The sequence below is a fragment of the Novosphingobium aquimarinum genome (assembly GCF_009746585.1).
In the GTDB taxonomy this organism is placed as follows: domain Bacteria; phylum Pseudomonadota; class Alphaproteobacteria; order Sphingomonadales; family Sphingomonadaceae; genus Novosphingobium; species Novosphingobium aquimarinum.
The window spans coordinates 307798-330854 of record NZ_WRPO01000002.1 but is presented as its reverse complement, the minus strand read 5'-3'; the positions used below and the strand labels follow the sequence as shown (position 1 = coordinate 330854).

Sequence of the window (23057 nt, the reverse complement as noted above, 5' to 3'; positions counted from 1 at the left end):
CGGATCGGCGATTCCGCACCCGCTACCGGACTCGCTCAGGGTAACTTACGGACAGGCAGGCTCGCCCGTGCACAGGCTGGGGATTAGGAGGATAACCCGTGCTTGACGGGTACCATCCGGGGAGTCGCACTCGCGAGCAGGTCTGTTCAGCCCGGGACAATTCGGGCATGGCAGCGCTGTCCCCAGTTTCCACAGGACCAACTACCTTCAGCTACCTTTCTATAAATACTTTATTTTTGTTTGATTGGACTCGAGATGCCCGGCCTTCTCCTCGAAACCCTGCGCGGTCAGCAGAGTGACCGGCGCCCGATCTGGCTCATGCGGCAAGCTGGACGGTACCTTCCCGAATACCGCGCATTGCGTGCCGAGAAGGGCGGTTTTCTGGCGCTCGTCTACGACAGCGACGCGGCCTGCGAAATCACGCTGCAACCGCTGCGCCGGTTCGGATTCGACGGCGCGATCCTGTTTTCCGACATCCTGATCGTACCTTACGCGATGGGCCAGGACCTGACTTTCCTGGCCGGCGAAGGCCCGCACCTCAGTCCGAAATTGGCCGATGCCGCGCTCGCTAGCCTGACCGCGGTGCCCGAACGGCTCGCACCGATCTACGAGACGGTGCGCAAGGTGCGCGCGGCGCTTCCCCCGGAACAGACGATGCTCGGCTTTGCCGGCAGCCCCTGGACCAACGCCACCTACATGGTTGCGGGTGAAGGCAGCCGTGATCAGCACGAGGCGCGCGCGATGGCTTATCGCGATCCCGGCGGCTTTGCCGAGATCATCGAAGCGATCACCTCGGTGACGATCACCTACTTGCGCGGCCAGATCGATGCCGGCGCCGAAGCGGTGCAGCTGTTCGACAGCTGGGCCGGCACGCTAGCGCCGGCCGAATTCGAGCGCTGGGTGATCGCGCCCAATGCCGAGATCGTCACAGCGCTGGCCGAGAGCCATCCCGATGTTCCGGTGATCGGGTTTCCCAAGGGTGCCGGCGAGAAACTGCCCGCCTATGTGCGCGAGACCGGGGTCGGAGCGGTCGGTGTCGACGAGACCATCGATCCGCACTGGATTCACGCCAACTTGCCGGAGGGTTTGCCGGTGCAAGGCAATCTCGATCCGCTGTTGCTGCTCGCGGGCGGTGAGGAGCTCGACCGCCGGGCGCGGCACGTGCTCGAGGCCTTCGCCGGGCGGCCGCATGTCTTCAACCTCGGCCATGGCATCGGCAAGGAAACCCCGATCGCGCACGTCGAGCAATTGTTGTCCACCGTCCGCGGCTGGCGTGGATAACTCCTTGCTGACTCGCACGGCCCTACGGCGCTAAAGTGGGCGTCATGGAACAGACCTTGTCGAACCTCTATCTCTGGCTGAAGGCCGGCCACGTGATCTTCGTGATCTTCTGGATGGCGGGGCTGTTCATGCTGCCGCGCTTCTTCGTCTACCACCAGGAAGCGGAGCCCGATTCGCCGGAAAATGACTTGTGGATTGAGCGCGAGGCCAAGCTGCGCAAGATCATCCTGACGCCCGCGCTGATCATCGTCTGGGTGCTGGGGCTGCTGCTGGCGATCACCACTGGCGCGTTCAGCCAAGGCTGGTTCCACGTCAAGCTGCTGCTCGTGGTGCTGCTGAGCGGCTATCACGGCTACCTCGTCGGTTATGCCAAGAAGCTGGCACGCGGCGAGCGCAAGCTGACCGGGCGCAAGCTGCGGTTGCTCAACGAGGTTCCCGGGCTCGCCGTCGCGCTGATCGTCGTGCTGGTGATCGTCCGCCCGTTCTAGGAGAAGAGCCGTTGATGCTGCTTTCGCTGCTGGCCGCGAGCGCGCTCGCCAAGCTCGAACCCGAAGCGGAAGCGGACTTGCGCTGCATGGCGGTGTTCGCGGCAGGCGCGGCCGAAAAGGAAGAACCCGACGCCGGAACGCTCGCTTCGATCATGTACTATCTGGGCCGGCTCGAAGGCCGACAGCCGGATTTCAATTTCCAGGTCTACATGATCCAGTTGCTGAAATCACCGCGCTACACGCTGGAAAGCGCGCAGGCCGATGCCGAGCGATGCAGCCGCGAAATGTCGGAACGTGCCTCGCAACTGGAGATCGTCGGACGGATGATGCAGGGCAGTGGCGAATCTCGCGGACACTGACCTGAGAATCGCCACTGGCGAGCCTGGCTTCAACAAGACGCGTTGACCGCGAGCGGGTCTACGCCTATCTGAAAGTCGTCTTCCGGCACCGGCTGTCGAAAATCTTCGCGCCCGGATCTGCTTTCCCCAAGCCCAAATGTCCCGCCGGAACGAAATTCTCTTGTTTTTCCATTCCATGCGGAATCCTGCGCGATGCACCTGAAAGAACTCAAAAAGAAAACGCCGGCCGAACTGGTCGAGATGGCGGAAGAAATGGGCGTCGAAGGCGCCTCGACCATGCGCCGTCAGGACATCATGTTCGGCATTCTCAAGGAAGTCGCTGAAGATGGCGAGGAAATCATGGGTCTGGGCACCATCGAGGTGCTGACCGATGGTTTCGGCTTCCTGCGCAGCCCCGAGGCGAACTATCTCGCCGGGCCCGACGATATCTACGTTTCGCCCAACCAGGTTCGTAAATGGGGCCTGCGCACCGGCGATACGGTCGAAGGCGAAATCCGCGCCCCGCGCGACGGTGAGCGTTACTTCGCGATCACCAAGCTGACCAAGGTCAATTTCGACGATCCCGACGTGGTGCGTCACCGGGTCAACTTCGACAACCTGACCCCGCTCTATCCCGACGAACGGCTGCGGCTCGATACGCTCGACCCGACCGTGAAGGACAAGTCGGCCCGCGTGATCGATCTGATCAGCCCGCAGGGCAAGGGCCAGCGCGCGCTGATCGTCGCGCCGCCGCGCACGGGTAAGACCGTGCTGCTGCAGAACATGGCGAAAGCCATCACTGACAATCATCCTGAAGTGTTCCTGCTGGTGCTGCTCGTCGACGAGCGACCCGAGGAAGTCACCGACATGCAGCGTTCGGTGAAGGGCGAGGTCATTTCCTCGACCTTCGACGAGCCCGCGCAGCGCCACGTGCAAGTCGCCGAAATGGTGATCGAGAAGGCCAAGCGCCTCGTCGAGCACAAGCGCGATGTCGTCATCCTGCTCGATTCGATCACGCGTCTCGGCCGCGCTTACAACACCGTGGTGCCGAGCTCGGGCAAAGTCCTGACCGGCGGTGTCGACGCCAACGCACTGCAGCGGCCGAAGCGCTTCTTCGGTGCGGCGCGAAACATCGAGGAGGGCGGTTCGCTCTCGATCATCGCCACCGCGCTGATCGACACCGGCAGCCGGATGGACGAAGTCATCTTCGAAGAATTCAAGGGCACCGGCAATTCCGAGATCGTGCTCGATCGCAAGGTCGCCGACAAGCGCATCTTCCCCGCGCTCGATGTCGGCAAGTCCGGCACGCGCAAGGAAGAGCTGCTGGTCGCCAAGGATCAGCTCTCCAAGATGTGGGTGCTGCGCCGTATCCTCATGCAGATGGGCACGATTGACGCGATGGAATTCCTGCTCGACAAGATGAAGGATTCCAAGACAAACGAAGACTTCTTCGACGCCATGAATCAGTAAGCGAGACACGCCATTTTCGACATGATCACGATGCTGTCCGCCGCGGCTGCCGAGGGCATGTCACTCGGCGGGCCGGCTGACATTTGGCAGCACATCGTCGCCGACTTCTCGAACATCACCGAACCGGCGGCGCTGGCTGCCTTCGGCCAAGTGCTGATGATCGACTTGTTGCTGGCGGGCGACAACGCGATCGTCGTGGGCGCGCTGGCCGCGGGCTTGCCGTCGGAGCAGCGGCGTAAGGTCATCATGATCGGCATCGGCGCGGCGCTGGTGTTGCGCATCGTGTTCGCCTTGATCGTGACCTGGCTGCTCGGCATCGTCGGGCTGATTTTCGCGGGCGGCGTCTTGCTGCTCTGGGTTGCCTGGAAATTCTGGCGCGAGCTGCGTCACTCGGGCCAGAGCGAAGGGTCGCCCGAAATCGAGGGCGATGAAGGCAGCGGGCTGCGTTCGGCGCGCTCGTTCGCCGGTGCGGCCTGGGCGGTGGCGCTCGCCGACGTATCCATGAGCCTCGACAACGTGCTTGCCGTGGCAGGTGCAGCGCGCGAGCATCCCGGCATTCTCATCGTCGGCCTGCTGCTGTCGGTAGTACTGATGGGCCTCGCCGCCAATGTCATCGCCAAATATATCGAGCGGCATCGCTGGCTCGGCTACCTCGGACTGGTGGTGATCCTCTATGTCGCGGGCAAGATGATCTACGATGGCTGGGTCGATCCGCAGCTCGGCATCGGTACGCTTTTCTGAGTAAAAATCGGACGTTGACCGGTTCGATCACACCCTAAGCAAGGTCGAACCGGTCGTTTCGCGTGCCTCCAGCGCGCGGTGGGCTTCGGCGGCATCGGCAAGAGCGTAGCGCTGGCCGATGCGAGGGACGATGATCCCGCGTTCGATCCGGTCGAACAGGCGGGACGCGGTCGTTGCCAGCATTTCCGGCGTCGCGATGAAGTCGCCCATCGTCGGGCGGATGACGAAGAGCGAGCCGGCTTTCATCAGGTCGGTCAGCAGGATCGGCGGCACTGGCCCGGAGGCATTGCCGAACGACACCATCAACCCGCGTGTCCGCAAGCACTGGAGCGAGGCATCCCAGGCATCGGCGCCGACGCCGTCGTAAACGACGTCCGCCGCGCGGCCCCCGGTCGCGTCGCGCAAGGCTTCGGGCAGGGCGTCCAAAGGGCATGAAAGCGCATGCGATGCCGTAACGCTTGCCGCCTTTTCCGGTGTTCCGGCATGCGCGACGACCGTCACGCCCTTGTCCATCAACCAGGGGACGAGGATGGAGCCAACTCCGCCGGCAGCGGAATGGACCAGCGCGATATCGCCGTGCTTCAGATCGATCAGATCTTCGGCGAGGTAGCTGGCAGTGAAACCCTTGAGCATCGTTGCCGCCGCGACATCCGCAGAAATCGCGTCGGGCAAGCGTACTGCATGCGCAGCCTGGATGGTGCGATGCGTGGCATAAGCCGCACCGCCCTGGACGCAGCCCACGCGATCGCCCGCTGCGAAATCGTCTACGCCGGGGCCGACCGCCACGACGCGGCCCGCGCTTTCCGATCCCGGGGTGAAGGGCAGGGGCAGCGGATAGAGCCCGGTGCGATGATACGTGTCGATGAAGTTGAGGCCGATGGCCTCGGTCTCGATCAGAAGCTCGCCTGGACCGGGATCCGGGAAGTGCATGTCCTCGCGTTCCAGGACGTCCGGCCCGCCGGTGGACCGCACGACGATGCGATAACCTTCGACCATGGCGATATTCTCCTGCCGGCCGCGCGGGCCTTAATTGAAGACCTTGCGGAACGTATCCGGGCGCGCACAGGACCAGGCCCGCGCGTAATGCGTCGAATCCGGATCTTCGAGCAACTGGCCCGGCTCGAGGAATTGATAGACATCGTCGAGCGGTCCTGCGCGGGCGCCATCGATACGTTGATACATCTCGTGCTGCGTCAGCTTCCAGGGATCGTCGAGCCCCATGGCGACGACGATCTCGTGGAGCGAATCCAGCGTGGCCTTGTGGAAACGCGCGACTCGCTCCGCCTTGTCCTCGACGATGAGGCCTTGCTGGCGCCATGCGACTTGCGTCGCCACGCCTGTCGGGCATTCGCCGGTGTGGCACTTCATCGATTGCACGCAGCCGAGCGAAAACATGAAGGCGCGCGCGGCGTTGCACCAATCGGCGCCGATCGCAAAGGCCCGCGCCATCCCCGCGCCGGAATGGACTTTGCCCGAAGCGCCCAGCTTGATCTTGTCGCGCAAATTGGTGCCGACCAGCGCGTTGCGCATCAGGATCAGGCCTTCGCGCAAAGGCATGCCCATATTGTCGGTCAGCTCCTGCGGCGCGGCGCCGGTCCCGCCCTCGGCGCCGTCGACGACGATGAAATCAGGCGTGATCCCGGTTTCATGCATGGCCATGCACAGCGCCATGACTTCGTGCGGCATGCCGACGCACAGCTTGAAGCCGACCGGCTTGCCGCCCGATAGTCGGCGCAAGTCGACGATCCATTCGAGCAAACCGACGGGCGTCGAAAAGGTCCGATGCGCAGCGGGCGAATCGCACGATTGCCACGGCTCCACCTTGCGGGCCTCGGCGACTTCGGGCGTGACCTTTGCCCCGGGAAGCACGCCGCCATGGCCGGGTTTCGCGCCTTGGCTCAGCTTGATCTCGATCATGCGGACTTGATCATCGGCACTTTGCTCGGCGAACAAGTCGGGATCGAACCCGCCATCTTTCGCGCGGCAACCGAAATAGCCGGTACCAAGCTCCCATATGAGGTCGCCGCCGTGCTTGCGATGGTATCTCGAGATCCCGCCTTCGCCCGTATCATGCGCGAAACCGCCCATTTCCGCGCCCTTGTTGAGCGCCTCGATCGCGCGGCCCGAGAGCGAACCGAAACTCATCGCCGATATATTGAGCAGTGATGAATTATACGGCTTCGCGCATTCCTCGCCCCCGATCCGCAAGTGCCAGCTTTCCGGTGCGGCTTCGTTCGGCGCAATCGAGTGGCCCAGCCATTCGTATTCGTCCGAATAGACGTCAAGCTCGGTGCCCATCGGGTGGGCGGCAAGATCGCCCTTGGCGCGGGCATAGATCAGCGCGCGCTCGTCGATGCTGAACGGCCGGCCTTCCAGATCGCTTTCGACGATGTAGCTGCGCAGGAACGGGCGCAGATCCTCGAAGAACCAGCGCGTCCGTGCGATCAGCGGGTAGTTGCGGCGGAGCGTGTGCTTGTTCTGGACGAAGTCGTACAGGGCGATCGCCAGAGCCGGCACGGCGAGGACCAGTCCCCATCGCAGCCACGGCACCAGCGCAAAGAGCGCGGTCAGGGCTGCGAGGAGGAGCGGTACGAAATAGCGGGGTGCGAGAGACAATGCTTACGCGAGGTGCTTGGCGAAAAATTCTTCGGTGCGCGAGTCCGCGAGCTGGGCTCCGGCTTGGTCGCGCCTCTGGCCTACTTCCTCGGCAAACCCGTGATCTAGGCCTTCGTAATCGTACAACGTGACCTTGGGATGATCGTCGAGGCCTTCGTGCATCTTCTTCTGCGCTTCGGCGTCGACAAACCCGTCATCCGTCGGAATATGCAGCATGAGTGGCTTGGCGATCGCGTGCTTTTCGTCGAGCATCTGATCGATCGTCACGCCATAATAGCCGACGGAGGCATCGATGTCGGTCCGCGCGGCCGTCATGTAGGCGATGCGCCCGCCCATGCAGAAGCCGACGAGGCCGACCTTGGATACGTTCTGCTCGCGGCGGATCCAGTGAATGACGGCCTCGATATCGCGAATGCCGAGCTCGAAATCGTGGCCCTGGGCCAGGGCGAAGGCCTTTTGCAGTTCCTCTTCGACGGCGGGATCGAGTTCGACACCCGGTTCCTGGCGCCAAAAGGTATCCGGCGCGACTGCAAGATAACCCTTTGCCGCCCACTTGTCGGCCTTCTGCCGGATGCCGGCGTTCACGCCGAAGATTTCCTGCTGCACGATGATGGCGGCCTTGGGGGTCCCTTCCGGCCTTGCGACATATGCGGGAATCGCATCGTCACCTTCGAGTGTCGGGATCTGGGTATCGCACGTCATCGGCCTCTCCTCATGATAGCAAGTCACCGTGCAGGTAAGCGCCCGCCATGGACTTTGCCAACCGCATGTGTCAGCAAAGGTGCAAATAATGGTTTTGGAGAGATTTCAACATGAAGGTCAATGTCGAGGTCGAATGCTCTCCTGAGGAAGCTCGTCGTTTCCTTGGCCTTCCCGACGTGACCAAGGCGAACGACGTCTATGTCGATGCACTGGCAAACGCGATGAGGGGGGTCGGCAGTTTCGACCAACTCAACGACATGGCCAAGCAGATAGCGCCGATGGGTCAGTTCGGCTTGAAGCTGTTCCAGCAGCTGATGGAAAGCGGAGCGGCGATGGCCACGTCGGCCAGTCCGTCGACCAAGGACACCAAACCCAAGAGCTAGCGCTAGCGCGCGCGCTTCGCCGGGCGCTGAACGACGTGACGGATACGATCTTCGCTTTATCGAGCGGCGCTCCGCCCGCCGCCCTGGCGGTCATCCGGATCAGTGGTCCCGATGCCGGATCTGCCCTAAGCCGACTGTCGGGCAGTCTGCCGCAACCCCGCCGTGCGAGCCTGCGCCGGTTGCAAGGCGCGGAAGGTGCTCTGCTCGACGAAGCGCTCGTCTTGTGGTTTCCCGGACCGTCCACCGCCACCGGCGAAGATCTTGCCGAACTGCACTGCCATGGGGGCAGGGCAGTCGTCGCGGCCGTCGAGGCGGCGCTTGCCGCCATTCCGGAATTGCGCCGCGCGACGGCGGGGGAGTTCACTCGCCGCGCGTTTGCCAACGGTCGTATCGATCTTGCCGAAGCCGAAGGTCTCGCCGACTTGCTGTCGGCGGAAACCGAATGGCAACGCGCCAATGCCTTGGCGCTCTCGCAGGGCCAGTTGTCGCGCCAGATCGACGACTGGCGACGACGCATTCTGATGCTGGCTGCCGGCGTCGAGGCCTTGCTCGATTTCGGCGACGAGGACGACGTGGGCGAGGCGGGCGATGTGGATCGCGCCGGTCTCGCCGCGCTCATCGCCGAACTGGATGACTGGTTGGCGTCCCCTCATGCGGAAGCCTTGCGCGAGGGTTTACGCGTGGTCATCGCCGGCCCGCCCAATTCGGGCAAGAGCACGCTGTTCAATGCACTGGTGGGCGAAGACGCGGCAATCACCAGCGACCTCGCCGGAACGACGCGCGACGTTCTGCAACGCCCCGTCGCGATCCTCGGTGCAGCCTTCCAATTCCTCGATACCGCCGGATTGCGCGCACCCGGCGCCGACCGGATCGAGGCGCTCGGAATGGAGCGCGCGCGGCAAGAATTGCTCCGGGCAGATCTGGTGCTGTGGCTCGGTCCGGAAGGGGAGGGGCCGGAAGGCGCGTGGGAAGTCGAAGCCCAGTGCGATCGGTCGGATCACGCTAAAAAGTCTTCGCCGCGACACCGCGTCTCTGCAATCACGGGCGATGGCCTTTCAAGTTTGCGCGAGGATCTTGTCGCGGCAGCCCGAACGCGAGTGCCGCGCCCTGGTCGTGTCGCTCTCAATGCGAGGCAGCGGACCATCCTGGCAGATGTGGCGGACGCGTTGAAAGACGCTCGAGCGGAATCGGATCTGCTTCTGGTCGCGGATGGCTTACGCGCGGCGCGGGCGGCACTTGATGCCTTGGTGGGCCGAACCACTACGGAAGATATGCTCGATGCTCTGTTCGGTCGCTTCTGCATAGGCAAATGATGTTTCACGTGGAACAAGCCTTGGCTTTTGACCGGCCGAGGCGATTTGATGTAAAGCGCGCGCCATGTCCCGTTTCGATGTCATCGTCATAGGCGGCGGTCATGCCGGCGTCGAAGCCGCAGCCGTGGCCGCGCGCATAGGCACGCGCGTCGCGCTTGTTTCTTTCAGCCGGGAGACGATCGGTGCGATGAGCTGCAACCCCGCGATCGGTGGCTTGGGCAAAGGGCACTTGGTTCGCGAAGTCGACGCTTTCGACGGGATCATCGCACGTGCGGCAGACGCCGCGGCGATCCACTATCGCATGCTCAACCGATCGAAGGGCAGCGCGGTGCAGGGGCCACGAGTCCAGGCGGACCGGCGCCTGTTCAAGCGAGCGGTGCAGACCCTCCTGCCACGGCAAGGCGATCTTACGATCGTCGAGGGCGAAGCAGCGGAATTGATCCTTGAAGGCGATCGGGCGCGCGGCGTCGTCCTCGCGGATGCGACGCGGATCACTGGCGAAACCGTGATCTTGTGCACCGGCACGTTTCTGGGCGGCACGCTGTTTCGCGGCGAGGAACGGCTCACCGGAGGCCGGATCGGCGAAGCATCGGCCCAACGTCTCGCAGAGCAGATGCGCGGCGCGGGACTGCCGATGGCGCGGCTCAAGACCGGCACGCCCCCAAGGCTCGATGGCCGGACGATCGACTGGGCGATGCTCGACGAGCAGCCGAGCGACCGGGAATTGTGGACGATGTCGCCTATGAGTCGACGGCGCGACGTGCCTCAGGTGTTCTGCGCGATCACTCGGACCAACACCCAGAGCCACGACGTGATCCGGGCGAACCTGCATCGCTCGCCGCTGTTCTCCGGAGCGATCGGCGCTGCCGGTCCGCGCTATTGCCCTTCCATCGAAGACAAGATCCATCGCTTCGCCGATCGCGACGGGCACCAGGTGTTTCTCGAACCTGAGGGACTGGATACTCATCTCGTGTATCCGAACGGGATCAGCACTTCGCTACCCGCCGATGTGCAGCTTGCCATGCTGCGCACGATGCCGGGACTGAAACAGGTCGATATGGTCGTGCCGGGTTACGCGGTCGAATACGATCACATCGATCCGCGCGCCTTGCGGCCCAGTCTCGAACTCAGAGCAATTCCCGGGCTCTATTGCGCAGGACAAATCAACGGAACCACCGGGTACGAGGAAGCCGCGGCGCAAGGCTTGGTGGCGGGCATGCACGCCGCTGCAGCCGTGCTGGGGCGCGACAAGCCCGCGATCGAACGGGCCAATAGTTACCTCGCGGTCATGGTCGACGATCTGCTGCTCCACGGCGTTACCGAGCCATATCGCATGCTGACCGCGCGCGCCGAATACCGCCTTCGCCTCCGCGCCAACAATGCGACGACGCGGCTGACACCGGTCGCGGCTGCTGTTGGGGCCGTCGGGACCGAGCGCTTGCAATGGTTCGAGCAACGACGCGAGCGCCGGGCATTCTGGTCGCGTCGCCTGGAAAAGACCGTCTCGTCTGCCGAACTTCATGGCCGGGGGCTCGATGTGCGAGCCGATACCGGAGTGCTGCCCCTGAACGAATGGCTGCGGTTTGGCGGGGTGGATCTTGCCAGTCTGGAACCCTGGCTTGGTGCAGATGCGCACCTGGAAGACGGGCCGGTGGTCGAGGAACTCGCGGAGGACGCAGCTTATGCGCCGTATCTGGAACGCCAGGAACGCGAATTGCGCGACTTGCGCGCGAGCGAAGCGCTCGGTCTTTCGGACGATTTTGCCTATGAAGCGGTGCCGGGTTTGTCGCGGGAAATGGTGGAGCGCCTGGTGGCGTCTCGGCCCGCGAACCTGGCGGCGGCGTCGCGTGTACCCGGCATTACCCCGGCGGCCTTGGCGGCCTTGCTAGTCCATGCTCGCCGCACCGCCGCATGAAGTGCGATGCGGACACGCTTGCTGCGTTGCAGCAAATACCCGAGTTCGATGACAAGGCCCGGGCGCGGCTCGTACAGTTTGCCGAGGCAGTGCGGGACGAGAACCGGGCGCAAAATCTGATCGCGGCGAGTTCGCTCGATCAGATCTGGTCGCGGCATTTTCTAGATAGCGCACAACTCCTGCATCATGTTCCACGTGGAACGGGACCTTGGCTCGACCTCGGTAGCGGTGCCGGGTTCCCCGGCCTGGTGGCCGCGATCCTGCGTCCCGAGTGCGACGTGAGGCTGGTCGAATCACGCCGGCGTCGAATCGAGTGGCTAGAGCGAGCCTCGGTGCGGCTCGGCCTCGATAACATCACCGTCATCGGCAGCCGCCTCGAAGCTGCCGAGGGCTTTACGGCGGGAGTCATTTCGGCCCGCGCATTTGCGCCTCTGCCGAAATTACTCGACATATCCGCACGGTTCTCCACAATCGAAACGATCTGGCTGTTGCCCAAGGGCCGGTCGGCGGCGCAAGAATTAGATGACCTTCGCGGATGGCGACATACGTTCCACGTGGAACAATCGCTCACTGATCCGGACGCAGGCATCATCGTTGGCACATTGGCGGGAAAAAAGGTGGCACGCGCGTGATTACCGTAGCAATTGCCAATCAGAAGGGCGGGGTCGGCAAGACGACATCTGCGATCAATGTCGGTACCGCGCTGGCCGCGACCGGCTGGCGGACTCTGCTGATCGACCTCGATCCGCAAGGGAATGCCTCGACCGGCATCGGTATTGATAGCGAGGCCCGCGATCGTTCGTCTTACGATGTCGTGGTCGATCAAGCTCCACTCGCAGAGTGCGTGTTGCCGACCAATATTCCAAATCTCGATATCCTGCCCGCGACTCAGGATCTCTCCGGCGCGGAAGTCGAACTCGTCAGTGCCGACGATCGCGCGTATCGGCTCAAGCAAGCGCTGTCGGTGCCGACTGCTTACGACATCTGCTTCATCGATTGCCCGCCATCGCTCGGTCTGCTCACGCTTAATGCGTTGACGGCGGCGGATACACTGTTGGTGCCGCTGCAGTGCGAATTCTTTGCTCTCGAAGGGCTGAGCCAGCTCCTGCAAACGGTCGACAGGGTGCAGCAACGCTTCAATCCCGATCTCGGCATCATCGGCATCGCGCTGACCATGTTCGATCGCCGCAATCGTCTGACCGATCAGGTTTCCGAAGACGTGCGGTCGTGCCTGGGCAAACTTGTCTTCGAAGCGACGATACCGCGCAACGTCCGGCTGTCCGAAGCGCCGAGTCATGGCTTGCCGGCGCTGATCTACGATCATGCCTGCGCGGGGAGTCGGGCCTACATGGCACTGGCGCGCGAACTGATCGGGCGGCTGCCCGAACGGAGAAAGGCGGCATGAGCGAAGAGCCGGTCACCCGCATTTCGGTCCCTCCGCCGCAAGAGCCCAAAGCGGCGAAGCCGCGCGGACTGGGTCGCGGGCTGGGGGCTTTGCTCGGAGAAACGCGCAGGGAAGAGCCCGTCGGATCTTCTGCCTCGGAAAACCGCGGCGGGCGAAGCGGTGAGGGGCTGATGACGATCGCCATCGCGCAGATCTCGCCACATCCCGATCAGCCCCGGCGTCACTTCGATGAAGAGGCGCTTGATGAGCTGGCCGGTTCGATCGGGCAACGCGGCGTGATTCAGCCGATCGTCGTGCGCCCGATCGACAATGGTCGCTTCCAGATCGTCGCGGGCGAACGCCGCTGGCGCGCTGCGCAGCGGGCTCAGCTCCACGAGATCCCGGCGATCGTGCGCAGCCTCAGCGAGCGCGATGTCATGGCGCTCGCGCTGATCGAGAACCTGCAACGCGAGGATCTCAATCCGATCGAGGAAGCGCGGGCCTATCAACGCCTGGCCGAAAGCGAAGGGCTGACGCAGGCCGAAATTGCCAAGATGGTCGACAAGAGCCGCAGCCATGTCGCCAATTTGCAGCGCCTGCTGGTTTTGCCCGAAAGCGTGATCAACCATGTCGAGCGCGGCGATCTTTCGATGGGCCATGCCCGCGCTCTGATCGGCGTCGACGATGCCGAGGACATCGCCGAAGATGCGATCGCCAAGCAGATGTCGGTGCGCGATGTCGAGAAGTTGGTGCGCCGCAAGACGCGGGGCGAAACGGTGCAACGTCGCGCTCGCGAAGCGCGCAACAGCGAGGACGATGCCGATATCGCGGCCGTGCAGGGCCACCTCGAGGAGTTCCTCGGCTTGCCGGTGCGGATCGATGCCGATGCCGATCCTCGCTCCGGCGCCGTGACGATCCGTTACACCACGCTCGATCAGCTCGATCTGATCTGCCAGCGGTTGACCGGCGGATCGATCTGAGCCGCCGGCCTGCCGGTTGCTACTTGGTGGGAACGATCTTGACGCGCTTGTCGGGAACGACCTTCTGGCGCTTCTGGGGAACGTAGCGCGGCCGCGGCGCGGGTGCCGGAACGTCCTCGTAGACGTATTCGACAGTCTCAGTGCATTCCGGTTCGGCGCGCTGAATCGGCACCATCATCATCGGCGCGCCGCCACAGCAACCGCCGCCGGCATAGCCGTATCCGTAACCCGGGTAACCGTAGCCGCCGTAGCCGCCATAGCCGCCTTGGGCATAGCCACCCTGGGCATAACCCGGATAGCCATACCCGGCGTATCCACCACCCTGATAGCCGTAACCGGACTGGCGATAGTTGGCATAGTAATTGTCGAGATAGGCTTCGCACTCGTCGCGCGGCCGATCGTCCTCGGCGCGATCGATCACCGCCCCGGCGACGGCACCGACGGCGGCACCCGCCACCGTTCCGGCCGTGCGATTGCCACGGCCCGCGATGCGGTTGCCGGCAATGCCGCCGACCACGCCGCCAATCAACGCGCCGCCGACGCCGTCGTCGCGCCGCGACACCCGCTCGCGACAATCGGCGAGCCATGCGTCACGCGGATCCATGCCGGCACCGTACCAGCCCGGCGGAGGCGCGCGGTCATAACCGGTTTCGTGAGCCATGACGGGCTGGGCGGCGAACAGCGCGGCTACGGGACCGAGCGCAAGCGCGACCCGGACAGATTTGCGGATACGCATCGGCGGATTCCTTTCGCGATAGGGGGCCGGGTTCATCCCGGCATCGTCGCGAAACCTAGCATTAGCCGCGTTAGCTAACCAAGCGTACAGACAGGGCCTGTCCTGTTTTGGTGCAAGCGCAAGCAACGCGGCCTCAGAGCGCCGCGCTGGCGATCCGCGCGAGCGCTTCGATGCCGCTAACATCGTCGTCGTCGAAGCGGGCGAGATCCGGACTGTCGAGATCGATCACCGCGATCACCTTCCCGTCGGACAGGACGGGCACCACGAGCTCGGAGCGGCTCGCGGCATCGCAAGCGATATGGCCGGGGAAAGCATGAACGTCTTCCACGCATTGGGTTGTCCCTTCGGCGGCGGCCGCCCCGCAGACGCCTTGGCCGAGCGGAATGCGGATGCAGGCGGGCTTGCCGATGAAGGGGCCCAGCACGAGCTCGTTTTCGATCACGCGATAGAAGCCCGCCCAGTTCAGCGAAGGCACGAATTGCCAGATCAGGGCCGCCAGATTGGCCATATTGGCGACGCCGTCCCGCTCGCCGTCGACGATTGCCGCGGCGGCGCTTGCCAGTTCGGCGTAGATCTCGGTCTTCGGCCGGTCGGGGTCGGGGCTAAAGTCGTACATCGAATCAGCCCTAGCTCGCTGCGCGCTTGCCGCAAGTGGGCGGGGAGCCTATTTCGACACCATGCGACCGATCCTGCGTAACACGCTCATTGTCCTGCTCGTCCTGGCCGTCCTCATCGGCGGTTTCGTGTTTTATGTCCTGCGAGGAAATCCCTCGGATCGGCCGCTTTCGGATACGGTTGGGCTCGATCCGGTGCTGGTCGAGCCGGAACCGCGCTGGATCCCCAGTGTCAGCCTCGCCGAACCGATCGGCTGGAAGGACGGGGAAAAGCCGATCGCGGCCAAGGGCCTTGCGGTCTCCCGGTTCGCGCAGGGGCTCGATCATCCCCGCACTATGCTGACGCTCCCCAATGGCGACGTGCTGGTGGCCGAAACCAATTCGCCGCCGCGCGATGGCGGCGGCATCGAAGGCATGGTCATGAAGCTGTTGATGGGCCAGGTCGGTGCGGCCGGGCCATCCCCCAACACGCTCGTGCTGCTGCGCGATGCCGATGGTGACGGAACAGCGGAACAGCGCTTCGATTTTCGCACCGCCGACATGCGCTCGCCCTCAGGAATGGCCTATCGCGACGGCAAGCTCTACGTCGCCAATCACGATGCGGTGCTGGAATTCGCGTTCGAGCCCGGCGCCACCAGCCTTACCGGCAAGCCGAAGAAGCGGATGGACTTGCCCGCGGGCGGCAATCACTGGATGCGCAACTTGCTGCTGAGCGAAGACGGCAAGCAGCTCTATGTCGCCGTCGGCTCCGCGACCAACATCGCCGATAACGGCATGGAGGCCGAACAAGGCCGCGCGGCAATCTGGGAAATCGATACCGACACCGGCCGCCGCCGTCCCTACGCCGCGGGCATGCGCAATCCCAACGGCCTCGCCTGGAATCCCTCGACCGGGGAGATGTGGGCGACCGTGCAGGAGCGCGACATGCTCGGGCCTGATCTGGTGCCCGACTATCTGACCAATGTGCCGGTGGGCGCGCAGTACGGCTGGCCCTGGGTCTATTGGAAGGACCATTTCGACGAGCGTGTCGAATGGCCGATGGAAACCTACATGCTCGAATATACCCGCAAGCCCGAATACGCGCTGGGCGCCCATGCCAGTGCGCTGGGACTGCTGTTTGCGGGCGAGGGCAATCGGCTGGGCCAAAGCTTCGCCAATGGTGCTTTCATCGCGCGGCACGGGTCGTGGAATCGCAAGCCGCCGGTGGGATACGACGTGGTGTTCGTGCCGTTCGACGGCAACGGCAACCCGCAAGGCAAGCCGGTTTCCGTGCTGTCGGGTTTCCTGATGAAATCGGGCGATACGCACGGCCGGCCGACCTGGCTGGCGTGGGACAAGACCGGCGCGCTGCTGGTGAGTGACGATACCTCGGGCGTGATCTGGCGCGTCGAAGCGCCGGGAGCGGCGCCTTCGGCCGCGCCCAAGCCGGTCGACACGGAAAGCCTCAAACCGCTCGAAGGGCTTCAGGATCCGACGCAGCAGCGCAGCTTCGAAGCCGATTTCAGCGGCGGGGCCGACCGGGTGCTCAATCGCGACGAGCCCTGACCCGCGCCTTTGAGATCAGAGCGGCTTCCCGGCGCGGCCGGCGAGCTCGACGACATATTGCCAGGCGACTCGGCCCGAACGGGCGCCGCGTCGTTTAGACCACTCGAGCGCGTCGGCTTCTTCCCAGGAAAGGCCATAGTCTTCGGCATAACCGGCGATGATCGCGAGATAATCGTCCTGGTTGCAGTTGTGGAAGCCGATCGAGAGGCCGAAGCGGTCGGCCAGCGCGAGCCGATCGTCGACGGCATCGCGTGGATTGATCGGATCGTCCTGCTCCGCCATCGTGCGGGCGACAATGGCGCGACGGTTCGACGTTACCGCAAGGCGGACATTGTCGGGGCGCGCTTCGACTCCGCCTTCGAGCCAGGATCGCAGCAGTCGTGGGCCCGAGCCATCGTTCTCCTCGAAGCCGAGATCGTCGACGAAGACGAGGAAGCGCCGCTCGATCGTACCCAGCGTGGCAAACAGGTCGGCGACTTGCGGCAAGGCATCCTGTGCGACCTGGACGAGCGCCAGCGACGCGGGATCGCGATCCTGTGCCGCGCGGACCGCGGCGCGCAGCAAGGCCGACTTGCCCATGCCGCGCGAGCCCCACAACAGCATATCATGCGCGGCATGTCCGGCGGCAAGACGCGCGACGTTGCCGACGACGCGCTCCTTTTGCGAATCGATGCCGCGCAACAAGGGCAGGGGCGGGGCGTCAAGATTGGCGATGCCGCGCACGCGGTTTTGCGACCAGACGTAAGCGGGATAGGCAAGCCAGTCCGCTTCCGCGCCGAATGCCGGGGCCAGACGCTCCAGCGCTGCCGCGATACGCGCGAGCGGATCACCCTGATCGTGGTTGGGCCTATCCGACGCTGCAGCTCGATCCATGGCTTTTCCTTGGCTTTTGACGCGGCGGGCTATAGCGGCGGCGCATGTCCGAGGCCAGTCGAGCGAACCGCGAGCCCCTCATCCGACCGGCGGATTCCGAGTCCGTGGCTGCTGCGGCGGAGCGCTTGCGAGCCGGAGGGCTGGTCGCGCTCCCGACCGAGACGGTCTACGGCCTCGCGGCGCGGGCCGATTCCACAGACGCGGTGGCCGGGATCTACCGCGCGAAAGGGCGGCCCTCGTTCAATCCCTTGATCGTCCATGTGGCCGACATCGAGCATGCCGCGAGGCTGGCCGAATTCGACGATCGCGCAATGCGGCTGGCGCAGCAATTCTGGCCCGGCGCGCTGACGCTGGTCCTGCCGCTGCGCGCCGAGGCCGGACTTGCTCCGGCAGTGACCGCGGGCCTTGCGACCGTGGCGCTGCGCTGCCCCGCGCATCCGATCATGCGCGCCGTGCTGGCCGAGACGGCGCTTCCGCTGGCGGCGCCCTCCGCCAATCGCAGCGGCGCGATCAGCCCGAGCCGGGCCGAACACGTGCTGGAATCCCTGGGGGAGGCGGCCGGGATGATCCTGGATGGCGGGGCGTGCCCTGCGGGAATCGAATCGACGATCGTCGCCTTGCGCAAGGCCGGCGGCTGGCAGGTGCTGCGGCCCGGCCCGGTTTCGGCCGAGGCAATCGCCGATGTGCTGGGGGAACCGGCGCTGGCGGAACGCTCAGACTCGATCGAAGCGCCGGGGCAGCTGGCCAGCCACTACGCGCCGGCAAAGCCTGTCCGGCTCGGGGTCGTCGAAGCGCAAGCCGACGAGTTCCATATCGGCTTCGGGGCCGTGGCGGGCGATGCCAGCTTGTCGGCCTCGGGCGATACCGCAGAAGCTGCGGCGCGGCTCTATGCGCTGCTGCACGATGCCGATGCCTCTTCGCGCAGGCGGATTGCGGTGGCCCCGGTTCCCGAAGCCGGCATGGGCATCGCCATCAACGACCGATTGCGCCGCGCCGCGTCCTGACCGTCAGCGCGGTTCGTAAGGAACGGTCGGCCTGATGTCCTGCATTTCGGCGTAGTCGTTGCGCGCCTTGTAGCAGGCACCCCGGTCGCCATCGTCGCAGCGTCGCATGTTCTTGTCGTAGCTGCGCTGCAATTGACCCAGTCGTTCCTCCCGCCGGCGCATTTCGCGCCCGCGCTTTTCGTCCGCTTCCGATTGGCTGGTGGTGGCAAGGTCGACGGCTTTGCCGGCAACGCGCACCGGGGCGGTCGCGACATCGAGCGCGGTCTTCGCCAGGCAACCGCCCAAGGTCGGTGTCAGCAGGAGGAGGGCGAGGGCGGCGGCTGGACGAATGGTCATGCCGGCAACTTGCCACCGGCCATTGCTGCCGACAACAAGGCATTGGCAGAATACGAAAAAGGCCGCCAATCCTCGCGGACGGCGGCCTTTTCGTGTTTGTTCCCGCAAAGCTTAGGCGGTTTCGGTGGTTTCCGCGCTTTCGGGGCTGTCGTAATACTTCGGCGCATGCTCGTTGAGGATCGCGAGGATCTTCTTGAGCGCGGTCGGCTCGTCGGTCTTTTCCATCGCCGCGAGTTCGCGAGCGAGGCGCGAGGAGGCGGCCTCGAAGATCTGCCGCTCGGAATAGCTCTGCTCGGGCTGATCGTCGGCACGGAACAAGTCGCGCGTGACTTCCGCAATCGAGACGAGATCGCCGGAGTTGATCTTGGCTTCGTATTCCTGGGCGCGGCGCGACCACATGGTGCGCTTCACCTTGGGCTTGAGCGTTAGCGTGTCGAGCGCTTCGCGAAGGGTCTTGTCCGAAGACAGCTTGCGCATGCCGATCGATTCGACCTTGTTCACCGGAACCCGCAGCGTCATCCGCTCTTTTTCGAAGCGCAGGACGTAGAGTTCCAGCTGCATGCCGGCAATTTCTTGCTTCTGAAGCTCGATGACCCGCCCGACACCGTGCTTCGGGTAAACAACGTAATCTCCAACATCGAAGGCGTTGGCTTTGGTTGCCATGTATCGTCCTTTCAACTGCAAGCCGGGAACGAAGTGGTGGGTCCGACCTACGGCGCTTCCACGCCGAAGCCACCGGTCAGAGATCTGTTCCAACCGTGCGTTTCCGAAACCTGCCTCTCAATGAAATTTCTGCCTCCCGGGCAGAACACCCCGGCAGTGAGTTGCATATATAGCATCAATGCAACGAAATTTCCAGAGGCAAGCGCAGGCAGAAGCGCGCTGCCAGGCAGTTTGCCGGAATGGGACACGTCATGCGTTGGCGCCCATCCAGAGCGGCGCTCGTAAAACACAGTCACCCGTCAAGACAGGCGACCGCCTCCGGCATGCGGCGAAGGATCAGTCGCCTTCGCCGGGCTCGGGCGAGAAGAACTTCTCGAACTTGCCGTCTTCGCCCTTGAATTCGTCGGCGTCGGGCGGCGAATCCTTCTTGGTGGTGATGTTCGGCCATTCGGCCGAAAACTTGGTGTTGAGTTCCAGCCACTGCTCAAGACCGTTCTCGGTATCGGGCAGGATCGCCTCGGCCGGGCATTCCGGTTCGCAGACGCCGCAGTCGATGCATTCGCTGGGGTTGATGACGAGCATGTTCTCGCCTTCGTAGAAGCAGTCCACCGGGCAGACTTCGACGCAATCCATGTACTTGCAGCGGATGCACGCGTCGGTGACGACATAAGTCATGGCTGCTTCTTTCCTTATCAGGCCACGTTTTGATTGGCCGCTGCTATGGGATTCGAGCGCAATCCGTCAAGCACTCTGTAACACGAGCGTGCCTCCAGCGCCGGGCCGCGCCGCAAAGGCAGCGAGACGATCTCGATGACCTGCACGGCGTTGCCGAGGGGCAGCGTCAGGACATCGCCCGTCGCGATCTTGGCGGAGGCGCGATCGATGCGGCGGCCGTTGAGCCGGATATGGCCCGTTTCCGCCAATTCCTGCGCCAGCGGGCGCGTTTTGGTCAGGCGCAGAAACCAGAGGACTTTGTCGATTCGCAGCGCGGCAACCGGAACGCGCTCGGCCATTAGCGGACGAGTTCCGCAAGGGCGGCAAAAGCGCTGTCCTCGCGGACCTGGGGCGTCGCTTCGCGGGGGGCTTCGCGGCGCGGCGGACGCCAGCGCCAGCGCGCGGGGGCGGGCGGGCCGTGCGCACCGTCGGCCAAGCGCCGGGGCAGCGTCGCCCGAAATCCACCGAGCTGGAGCAGGCGCGCGTAACTCGGCGTCGTCAGCCCGGTCGAGACCGCGCGCTTGGGATCGATGACGAAGGGCCGCCGCCCCGCCGCGATCCGGCGGTCGTGCGCTTCGCGCAGCAGTTTTTCCGCCATGTCGAGCCGGATCAGCTGCTTGCCCAAACTGCGGTACCCCGGCATGCGCTGCTTGCGAGTGGATGCCAGCACGGGCGGCATCGCGGCATCGGGCGGACCCTCGCGCGAGGGCTGGCCGATCACTGCAACGAGCAGACGCCAGGCCTCGATCGGGGCCGGGCGCAGCATCGCGGGCACGAAGACATCGAGCGCGCCGACGCGCACGCCCAGCCGCGTCAGCAATTTGCGTTGCGCCTTATCGAGCCGATCTAGGCCCGATTGTTCACGCGGCATCGCGCCGCCGGCTTCGACGAGCCGGATCAGCAGCGCCCGCAGCTCGGGTCCGCCGGCGCTGCTGCGCGCCGCTTCGTCGAGCTGCCGCAGCGGTTCGAGCGCAGCCATTTTCGTGGCAAGCCAGGTTTCGAGTGCATCAATCAGCTTTGCTTTGGTTGGCGCCGTCAGCATGTCGAGCGCGCGATCGGGATCGATCTTGGGCGTCAGCAAGGCGCGGCCGGGGACGAGCCGGGCGAGCGGCTCGTTGTCCCAGGTGATCGTCGTGCCATTGAGCGCGAGGACTTCGGGCGTGCTGGAAATCTCTTCCGCCAAGGCCGTCGCGCGCCGTTCGAGCAGCGCCGGCAAGTGCCGCTCCGCCGCCGCGAGCAGCAACTTGCGGTCCGAATGCCGCGCGCCGGGATCGACGCGAAACGCGAACCCGCGCAGCGATCCGATGTGCTCGCCTTCGACCAGGACTTCCTCGTCCTCGAGCCGGACCGAGAGCAGCCCCGCGTCGGGCCCGAGCTTTTTCATCAGGATCGCGGTGCGCCGATTGATGAAGCGCTCGGTCAGCTTGGCGTGCAGCGCATCGGACAAGCGTGCCTCGACCGCGCGGGCGCGAGCCGCCATTTCATCGCGCGCGAGAACCCAGTCGGGACGCTGCGCGATGTAGGCCCAGGACCGGATCGCGGCGATCCGGCCTTGCAACGTATCGATATCGCCGCTGAGGTTGTCGAGCTGCGCGATGGCCTGCGCCACGTAATCGGCACCGAGTTCGCCCTGGCGCAGATCCTGCCATAGCCGCGCGACGAACCGGGAATGCGTATCGGCGCCTTGCTGACGGAAATCTGGCAGCGAGCAGGCCTCCCAGAAGCGACGGACCAGCCCCGGATTGCGTACTTCGTCCACGATTGCGGGATCTTCGGCCAGCCGTTTGAGCACGGCGAGGTCGATCGCCTCGGGTGCGAGCACCAGTTGTGGTTCGTGCGGCGGCGTCTCGAGGTCGGCGATCAGGGTCGCAAGGCTGTCGAAACGCGGCTCGGGCTCGCGCCAGAAGAGCTTGGTCAGCGGCGGAAACCGGTGCTCCTCGATCGCATAGACTTCCTCGTCCGCGAACCCGGATCCCTCGCGATCGCCGGCCAGCGTGCCGAACGTGCCGTCCTTCTGGTGGCGCCCGGCGCGCCCCGCGATCTGCGCCATCTCGGACGTCGTCAGGCGCCGGTGCCGCATCCCGTCGAACTTGCTGAGGCCCGCGAAAGCGACATGCTCGACATCGAGATTGAGACCCATGCCGATCGCATCGGTGGCGACCAGATAATCGACTTCGCCGGACTGGTAGAGCTCGACTTGCGCGTTGCGCGTCTGCGGGCTGAGCGCGCCCATCACCACTGCCGCGCCGCCGCGAAACCGCCGCAGCATTTCGGCAATGGAATAGACCTGCTCGGACGAAAACGCGACGATCGCGCTGCGCGGCGGGATCCGGCTCAGCTTGCGCGCGCCGGCATGGCGCAGCGTCGAAAAGCGCGGGCGAGTTTCGACCTCGACACCCGGCACCAGCGCGCGGACCATCGGCTCCAGCGTCGAGGAGCCGAGGATCATCGTCTCTTCGCGGCCACGTGCGTAGAGCAGCCGGTCGGTGAAGATATGCCCGCGCTCGCGATCGGCGGACAACTGCGCTTCATCGATCGCGACGAAGGCGAGATTATCCTGGACCACCGGCATCGCTTCGACGGTGCACAGTTTCCAGCGCGCGTCGCGCGGCTCGATCCGTTCCTCGCCCGTGATCAGCGCGACGCTGTTCGGCCCCTTGATGGCGCAAACCCGGTCATAGACTTCGCGCGCCAGCAGCCGCAGCGGAAAGCCGATCGCGCCACTCGAATGTGCGCAGAGCCGTTCGATCGCCAAGTGGGTTTTGCCGGTGTTCGTTGGGCCAAGCACCGCCCTGACCCCGCCGGAGGGACCGTTACGCGAAGGGGCTGGTGGCTTGTGGACCATCGCTAGGGGAATGTGGCACCGCCTTCCATCGCGGGCAAGGGTCGGCCCGTCGACTATGCGACTTATCTTCCACAGGATTAGGTGACGATTAACCTTGATGCGGCAGGGACATATGG

24 protein-coding genes are annotated in these 23057 nt (G+C 64.6%); 13 read left to right on the top strand and 11 right to left on the bottom strand.

Going from position 1 to position 23057, the window contains the following annotated elements; all coding sequences use genetic code 11:
* The first annotated feature begins 255 nt into the window (after window positions 1-255).
* The 5 genes from hemE (at window position 256) to GQO94_RS03520 (ending at window position 4318) form a co-directional block, all read left to right on the top strand.
* Window positions 256-1281, top strand: coding sequence for a uroporphyrinogen decarboxylase (hemE, locus tag GQO94_RS03540; protein WP_156839761.1), 1026 nt, complete (start codon window positions 256-258; stop codon window positions 1279-1281).
* Between the two features lie 44 nt (window positions 1282-1325).
* The gene (locus tag GQO94_RS03535) at window positions 1326-1769 is read left to right on the top strand and encodes a CopD family protein (RefSeq protein WP_156839760.1); all 444 of its coding nucleotides are present in this window, start codon (window positions 1326-1328) and stop codon (window positions 1767-1769) included.
* Between the two features lie 14 nt (window positions 1770-1783).
* Window positions 1784-2128: a hypothetical protein gene (locus GQO94_RS03530; protein ID WP_156839759.1), complete on the top strand. Its 345-nt coding sequence runs from the start codon at window positions 1784-1786 to the stop codon at window positions 2126-2128.
* 192 nt (window positions 2129-2320) lie between these two features.
* Window positions 2321-3577, top strand: a complete 1257-nt coding sequence (gene rho / locus GQO94_RS03525; RefSeq protein WP_156839758.1) for a transcription termination factor Rho — start codon at window positions 2321-2323, stop codon at window positions 3575-3577.
* A 21-nt stretch (window positions 3578-3598) separates the two neighbouring features.
* The gene (locus GQO94_RS03520) at window positions 3599-4318 is read left to right on the top strand and encodes a TerC family protein (protein ID WP_156839757.1); all 720 of its coding nucleotides are present in this window, start codon (window positions 3599-3601) and stop codon (window positions 4316-4318) included.
* A gap of 27 nt (window positions 4319-4345) precedes the next feature.
* Here GQO94_RS03520 and GQO94_RS03515 read toward each other — a convergent pair whose 3' ends face one another.
* The 3 genes from GQO94_RS03515 to GQO94_RS03505 are packed head-to-tail and all read right to left on the bottom strand — an operon-like array spanning window position 4346 to window position 7636.
* Window positions 4346-5314, bottom strand: coding sequence for a quinone oxidoreductase family protein (locus GQO94_RS03515; RefSeq protein ID WP_156839756.1), 969 nt, complete (start codon window positions 5312-5314; stop codon window positions 4346-4348).
* 30 nt (window positions 5315-5344) lie between these two features.
* Complete coding sequence (locus tag GQO94_RS03510) at window positions 5345-6934, bottom strand: FMN-binding glutamate synthase family protein (RefSeq protein WP_156839755.1); 1590 nt, start codon at window positions 6932-6934, stop codon at window positions 5345-5347.
* A gap of 3 nt (window positions 6935-6937) precedes the next feature.
* A complete protein-coding gene (locus GQO94_RS03505; RefSeq protein WP_156839754.1) occupies window positions 6938-7636 on the bottom strand; it encodes a dienelactone hydrolase family protein in 699 nt (232 codons plus the stop codon).
* Between the two features lie 110 nt (window positions 7637-7746).
* Between GQO94_RS03505 and GQO94_RS03500 the strand changes: the two genes are divergently transcribed.
* The 6 genes from GQO94_RS03500 (at window position 7747) to GQO94_RS03475 (ending at window position 13611) form a co-directional block, all read left to right on the top strand.
* Window positions 7747-8019, top strand: coding sequence for a DUF6489 family protein (locus tag GQO94_RS03500; protein ID WP_156839753.1), 273 nt, complete (start codon window positions 7747-7749; stop codon window positions 8017-8019).
* A gap of 35 nt (window positions 8020-8054) precedes the next feature.
* Window positions 8055-9332, top strand: a complete 1278-nt coding sequence (mnmE, locus tag GQO94_RS03495; protein ID WP_156839752.1) for a tRNA uridine-5-carboxymethylaminomethyl(34) synthesis GTPase MnmE — start codon at window positions 8055-8057, stop codon at window positions 9330-9332.
* A gap of 64 nt (window positions 9333-9396) precedes the next feature.
* On the top strand, window positions 9397-11247 hold the full coding sequence (gene mnmG / locus GQO94_RS03490; protein ID WP_156839751.1) for a tRNA uridine-5-carboxymethylaminomethyl(34) synthesis enzyme MnmG: 1851 nt from the start codon (window positions 9397-9399) through the stop codon (window positions 11245-11247).
* Window positions 11244-11879 carry a 16S rRNA (guanine(527)-N(7))-methyltransferase RsmG gene (gene rsmG / locus GQO94_RS03485; protein WP_156839750.1) on the top strand — a complete coding sequence of 212 codons (636 nt, stop codon included), beginning with the start codon at window positions 11244-11246 and terminating at the stop codon, window positions 11877-11879. Before mnmG ends, rsmG begins: the two co-directional genes overlap by 4 nt.
* Window positions 11876-12652: a ParA family protein gene (locus GQO94_RS03480; protein ID WP_156839749.1), complete on the top strand. Its 777-nt coding sequence runs from the start codon at window positions 11876-11878 to the stop codon at window positions 12650-12652. Before rsmG ends, GQO94_RS03480 begins: the two co-directional genes overlap by 4 nt.
* A complete protein-coding gene (locus GQO94_RS03475) occupies window positions 12649-13611 on the top strand; it encodes a ParB/RepB/Spo0J family partition protein (RefSeq protein WP_156839748.1) in 963 nt (320 codons plus the stop codon). The genes GQO94_RS03480 and GQO94_RS03475 overlap by 4 nt, the downstream gene beginning before the upstream one ends.
* Before the next feature lie 19 nt (window positions 13612-13630).
* On the opposite strand, the gene GQO94_RS03470 is transcribed toward GQO94_RS03475, so the two are convergent.
* Window positions 13631-14347: a glycine zipper 2TM domain-containing protein gene (locus GQO94_RS03470; protein WP_156839747.1), complete on the bottom strand. Its 717-nt coding sequence runs from the start codon at window positions 14345-14347 to the stop codon at window positions 13631-13633.
* 133 nt (window positions 14348-14480) lie between these two features.
* Window positions 14481-14963: a GAF domain-containing protein gene (locus GQO94_RS03465; protein ID WP_156839746.1), complete on the bottom strand. Its 483-nt coding sequence runs from the start codon at window positions 14961-14963 to the stop codon at window positions 14481-14483.
* 61 nt (window positions 14964-15024) lie between these two features.
* Here GQO94_RS03465 and GQO94_RS03460 point away from each other — a divergent pair, with 61 nt between their 5' ends.
* The gene (locus GQO94_RS03460; protein ID WP_156839745.1) at window positions 15025-16506 is read left to right on the top strand and encodes a PQQ-dependent sugar dehydrogenase; all 1482 of its coding nucleotides are present in this window, start codon (window positions 15025-15027) and stop codon (window positions 16504-16506) included.
* Window positions 16507-16521: 15 nt separating this feature from the next.
* Here GQO94_RS03460 and GQO94_RS03455 read toward each other — a convergent pair whose 3' ends face one another.
* Window positions 16522-17379, bottom strand: coding sequence for a DUF815 domain-containing protein (locus tag GQO94_RS03455; RefSeq protein WP_156839744.1), 858 nt, complete (start codon window positions 17377-17379; stop codon window positions 16522-16524).
* A 44-nt stretch (window positions 17380-17423) separates the two neighbouring features.
* On the opposite strand from GQO94_RS03455, the gene GQO94_RS03450 reads away from it, so the two are divergent.
* On the top strand, window positions 17424-18383 hold the full coding sequence (locus tag GQO94_RS03450) for an L-threonylcarbamoyladenylate synthase (protein WP_156839743.1): 960 nt from the start codon (window positions 17424-17426) through the stop codon (window positions 18381-18383).
* A 3-nt stretch (window positions 18384-18386) separates the two neighbouring features.
* Here the strand turns inward: GQO94_RS03450 and GQO94_RS03445 are convergent, their stop codons facing one another.
* The 5 genes from GQO94_RS03445 to GQO94_RS03425 form a co-directional block, all read right to left on the bottom strand.
* On the bottom strand, window positions 18387-18719 hold the full coding sequence (locus GQO94_RS03445) for a hypothetical protein (protein ID WP_156839742.1): 333 nt from the start codon (window positions 18717-18719) through the stop codon (window positions 18387-18389).
* Window positions 18720-18830: 111 nt separating this feature from the next.
* Window positions 18831-19382, bottom strand: coding sequence for a CarD family transcriptional regulator (locus tag GQO94_RS03440; RefSeq protein ID WP_156839741.1), 552 nt, complete (start codon window positions 19380-19382; stop codon window positions 18831-18833).
* Window positions 19383-19718: 336 nt separating this feature from the next.
* Window positions 19719-20057, bottom strand: a complete 339-nt coding sequence (fdxA, locus tag GQO94_RS03435; RefSeq protein ID WP_156839740.1) for a ferredoxin FdxA — start codon at window positions 20055-20057, stop codon at window positions 19719-19721.
* A gap of 17 nt (window positions 20058-20074) precedes the next feature.
* The gene (locus GQO94_RS03430) at window positions 20075-20395 is read right to left on the bottom strand and encodes an RNA-binding S4 domain-containing protein (protein ID WP_156839739.1); all 321 of its coding nucleotides are present in this window, start codon (window positions 20393-20395) and stop codon (window positions 20075-20077) included.
* A complete protein-coding gene (locus GQO94_RS03425; RefSeq protein ID WP_156839738.1) occupies window positions 20395-22941 on the bottom strand; it encodes a helicase-related protein in 2547 nt (848 codons plus the stop codon). The genes GQO94_RS03430 and GQO94_RS03425 overlap by 1 nt, the downstream gene beginning before the upstream one ends.
* Between the last annotated feature and the right edge of the window lie 116 nt (window positions 22942-23057).

Excerpts from the sequence above, each read along its gene's own strand:
- fdxA (WP_156839740.1), bottom strand. The coding sequence starts at position 20,057 with ATGACTTATGTCGTCACCGACGCGTGCATCCGCTGCAAGTACATGGAT.
- GQO94_RS03460 (WP_156839745.1), top strand. The coding sequence starts at position 15,025 with ATGCGACCGATCCTGCGTAACACGCTCATTGTCCTGCTCGTCCTGGCC.
- rho (WP_156839758.1), top strand. The coding sequence starts at position 2,321 with ATGCACCTGAAAGAACTCAAAAAGAAAACGCCGGCCGAACTGGTCGAG.
- GQO94_RS03465 (WP_156839746.1), bottom strand. The coding sequence starts at position 14,963 with ATGTACGACTTTAGCCCCGACCCCGACCGGCCGAAGACCGAGATCTAC.
- GQO94_RS03470 (WP_156839747.1), bottom strand. The coding sequence starts at position 14,347 with ATGCGTATCCGCAAATCTGTCCGGGTCGCGCTTGCGCTCGGTCCCGTA.
- GQO94_RS03475 (WP_156839748.1), top strand. The coding sequence starts at position 12,649 with ATGAGCGAAGAGCCGGTCACCCGCATTTCGGTCCCTCCGCCGCAAGAG.
- hemE (WP_156839761.1), top strand. The coding sequence starts at position 256 with ATGCCCGGCCTTCTCCTCGAAACCCTGCGCGGTCAGCAGAGTGACCGG.
- GQO94_RS03425 (WP_156839738.1), bottom strand. The coding sequence starts at position 22,941 with ATGGTCCACAAGCCACCAGCCCCTTCGCGTAACGGTCCCTCCGGCGGG.
- mnmG (WP_156839751.1), top strand. The coding sequence starts at position 9,397 with ATGTCCCGTTTCGATGTCATCGTCATAGGCGGCGGTCATGCCGGCGTC.
- GQO94_RS03535 (WP_156839760.1), top strand. The coding sequence starts at position 1,326 with ATGGAACAGACCTTGTCGAACCTCTATCTCTGGCTGAAGGCCGGCCAC.
- GQO94_RS03440 (WP_156839741.1), bottom strand. The coding sequence starts at position 19,382 with ATGGCAACCAAAGCCAACGCCTTCGATGTTGGAGATTACGTTGTTTAC.
- GQO94_RS03500 (WP_156839753.1), top strand. The coding sequence starts at position 7,747 with ATGAAGGTCAATGTCGAGGTCGAATGCTCTCCTGAGGAAGCTCGTCGT.
- GQO94_RS03450 (WP_156839743.1), top strand. The coding sequence starts at position 17,424 with ATGTCCGAGGCCAGTCGAGCGAACCGCGAGCCCCTCATCCGACCGGCG.
- GQO94_RS03530 (WP_156839759.1), top strand. The coding sequence starts at position 1,784 with ATGCTGCTTTCGCTGCTGGCCGCGAGCGCGCTCGCCAAGCTCGAACCC.
- GQO94_RS03515 (WP_156839756.1), bottom strand. The coding sequence starts at position 5,314 with ATGGTCGAAGGTTATCGCATCGTCGTGCGGTCCACCGGCGGGCCGGAC.
- GQO94_RS03505 (WP_156839754.1), bottom strand. The coding sequence starts at position 7,636 with ATGACGTGCGATACCCAGATCCCGACACTCGAAGGTGACGATGCGATT.
- GQO94_RS03520 (WP_156839757.1), top strand. The coding sequence starts at position 3,599 with ATGATCACGATGCTGTCCGCCGCGGCTGCCGAGGGCATGTCACTCGGC.
- GQO94_RS03445 (WP_156839742.1), bottom strand. The coding sequence starts at position 18,719 with ATGACCATTCGTCCAGCCGCCGCCCTCGCCCTCCTCCTGCTGACACCG.
- rsmG (WP_156839750.1), top strand. The coding sequence starts at position 11,244 with ATGAAGTGCGATGCGGACACGCTTGCTGCGTTGCAGCAAATACCCGAG.
- GQO94_RS03430 (WP_156839739.1), bottom strand. The coding sequence starts at position 20,395 with ATGGCCGAGCGCGTTCCGGTTGCCGCGCTGCGAATCGACAAAGTCCTC.
- GQO94_RS03455 (WP_156839744.1), bottom strand. The coding sequence starts at position 17,379 with ATGGATCGAGCTGCAGCGTCGGATAGGCCCAACCACGATCAGGGTGAT.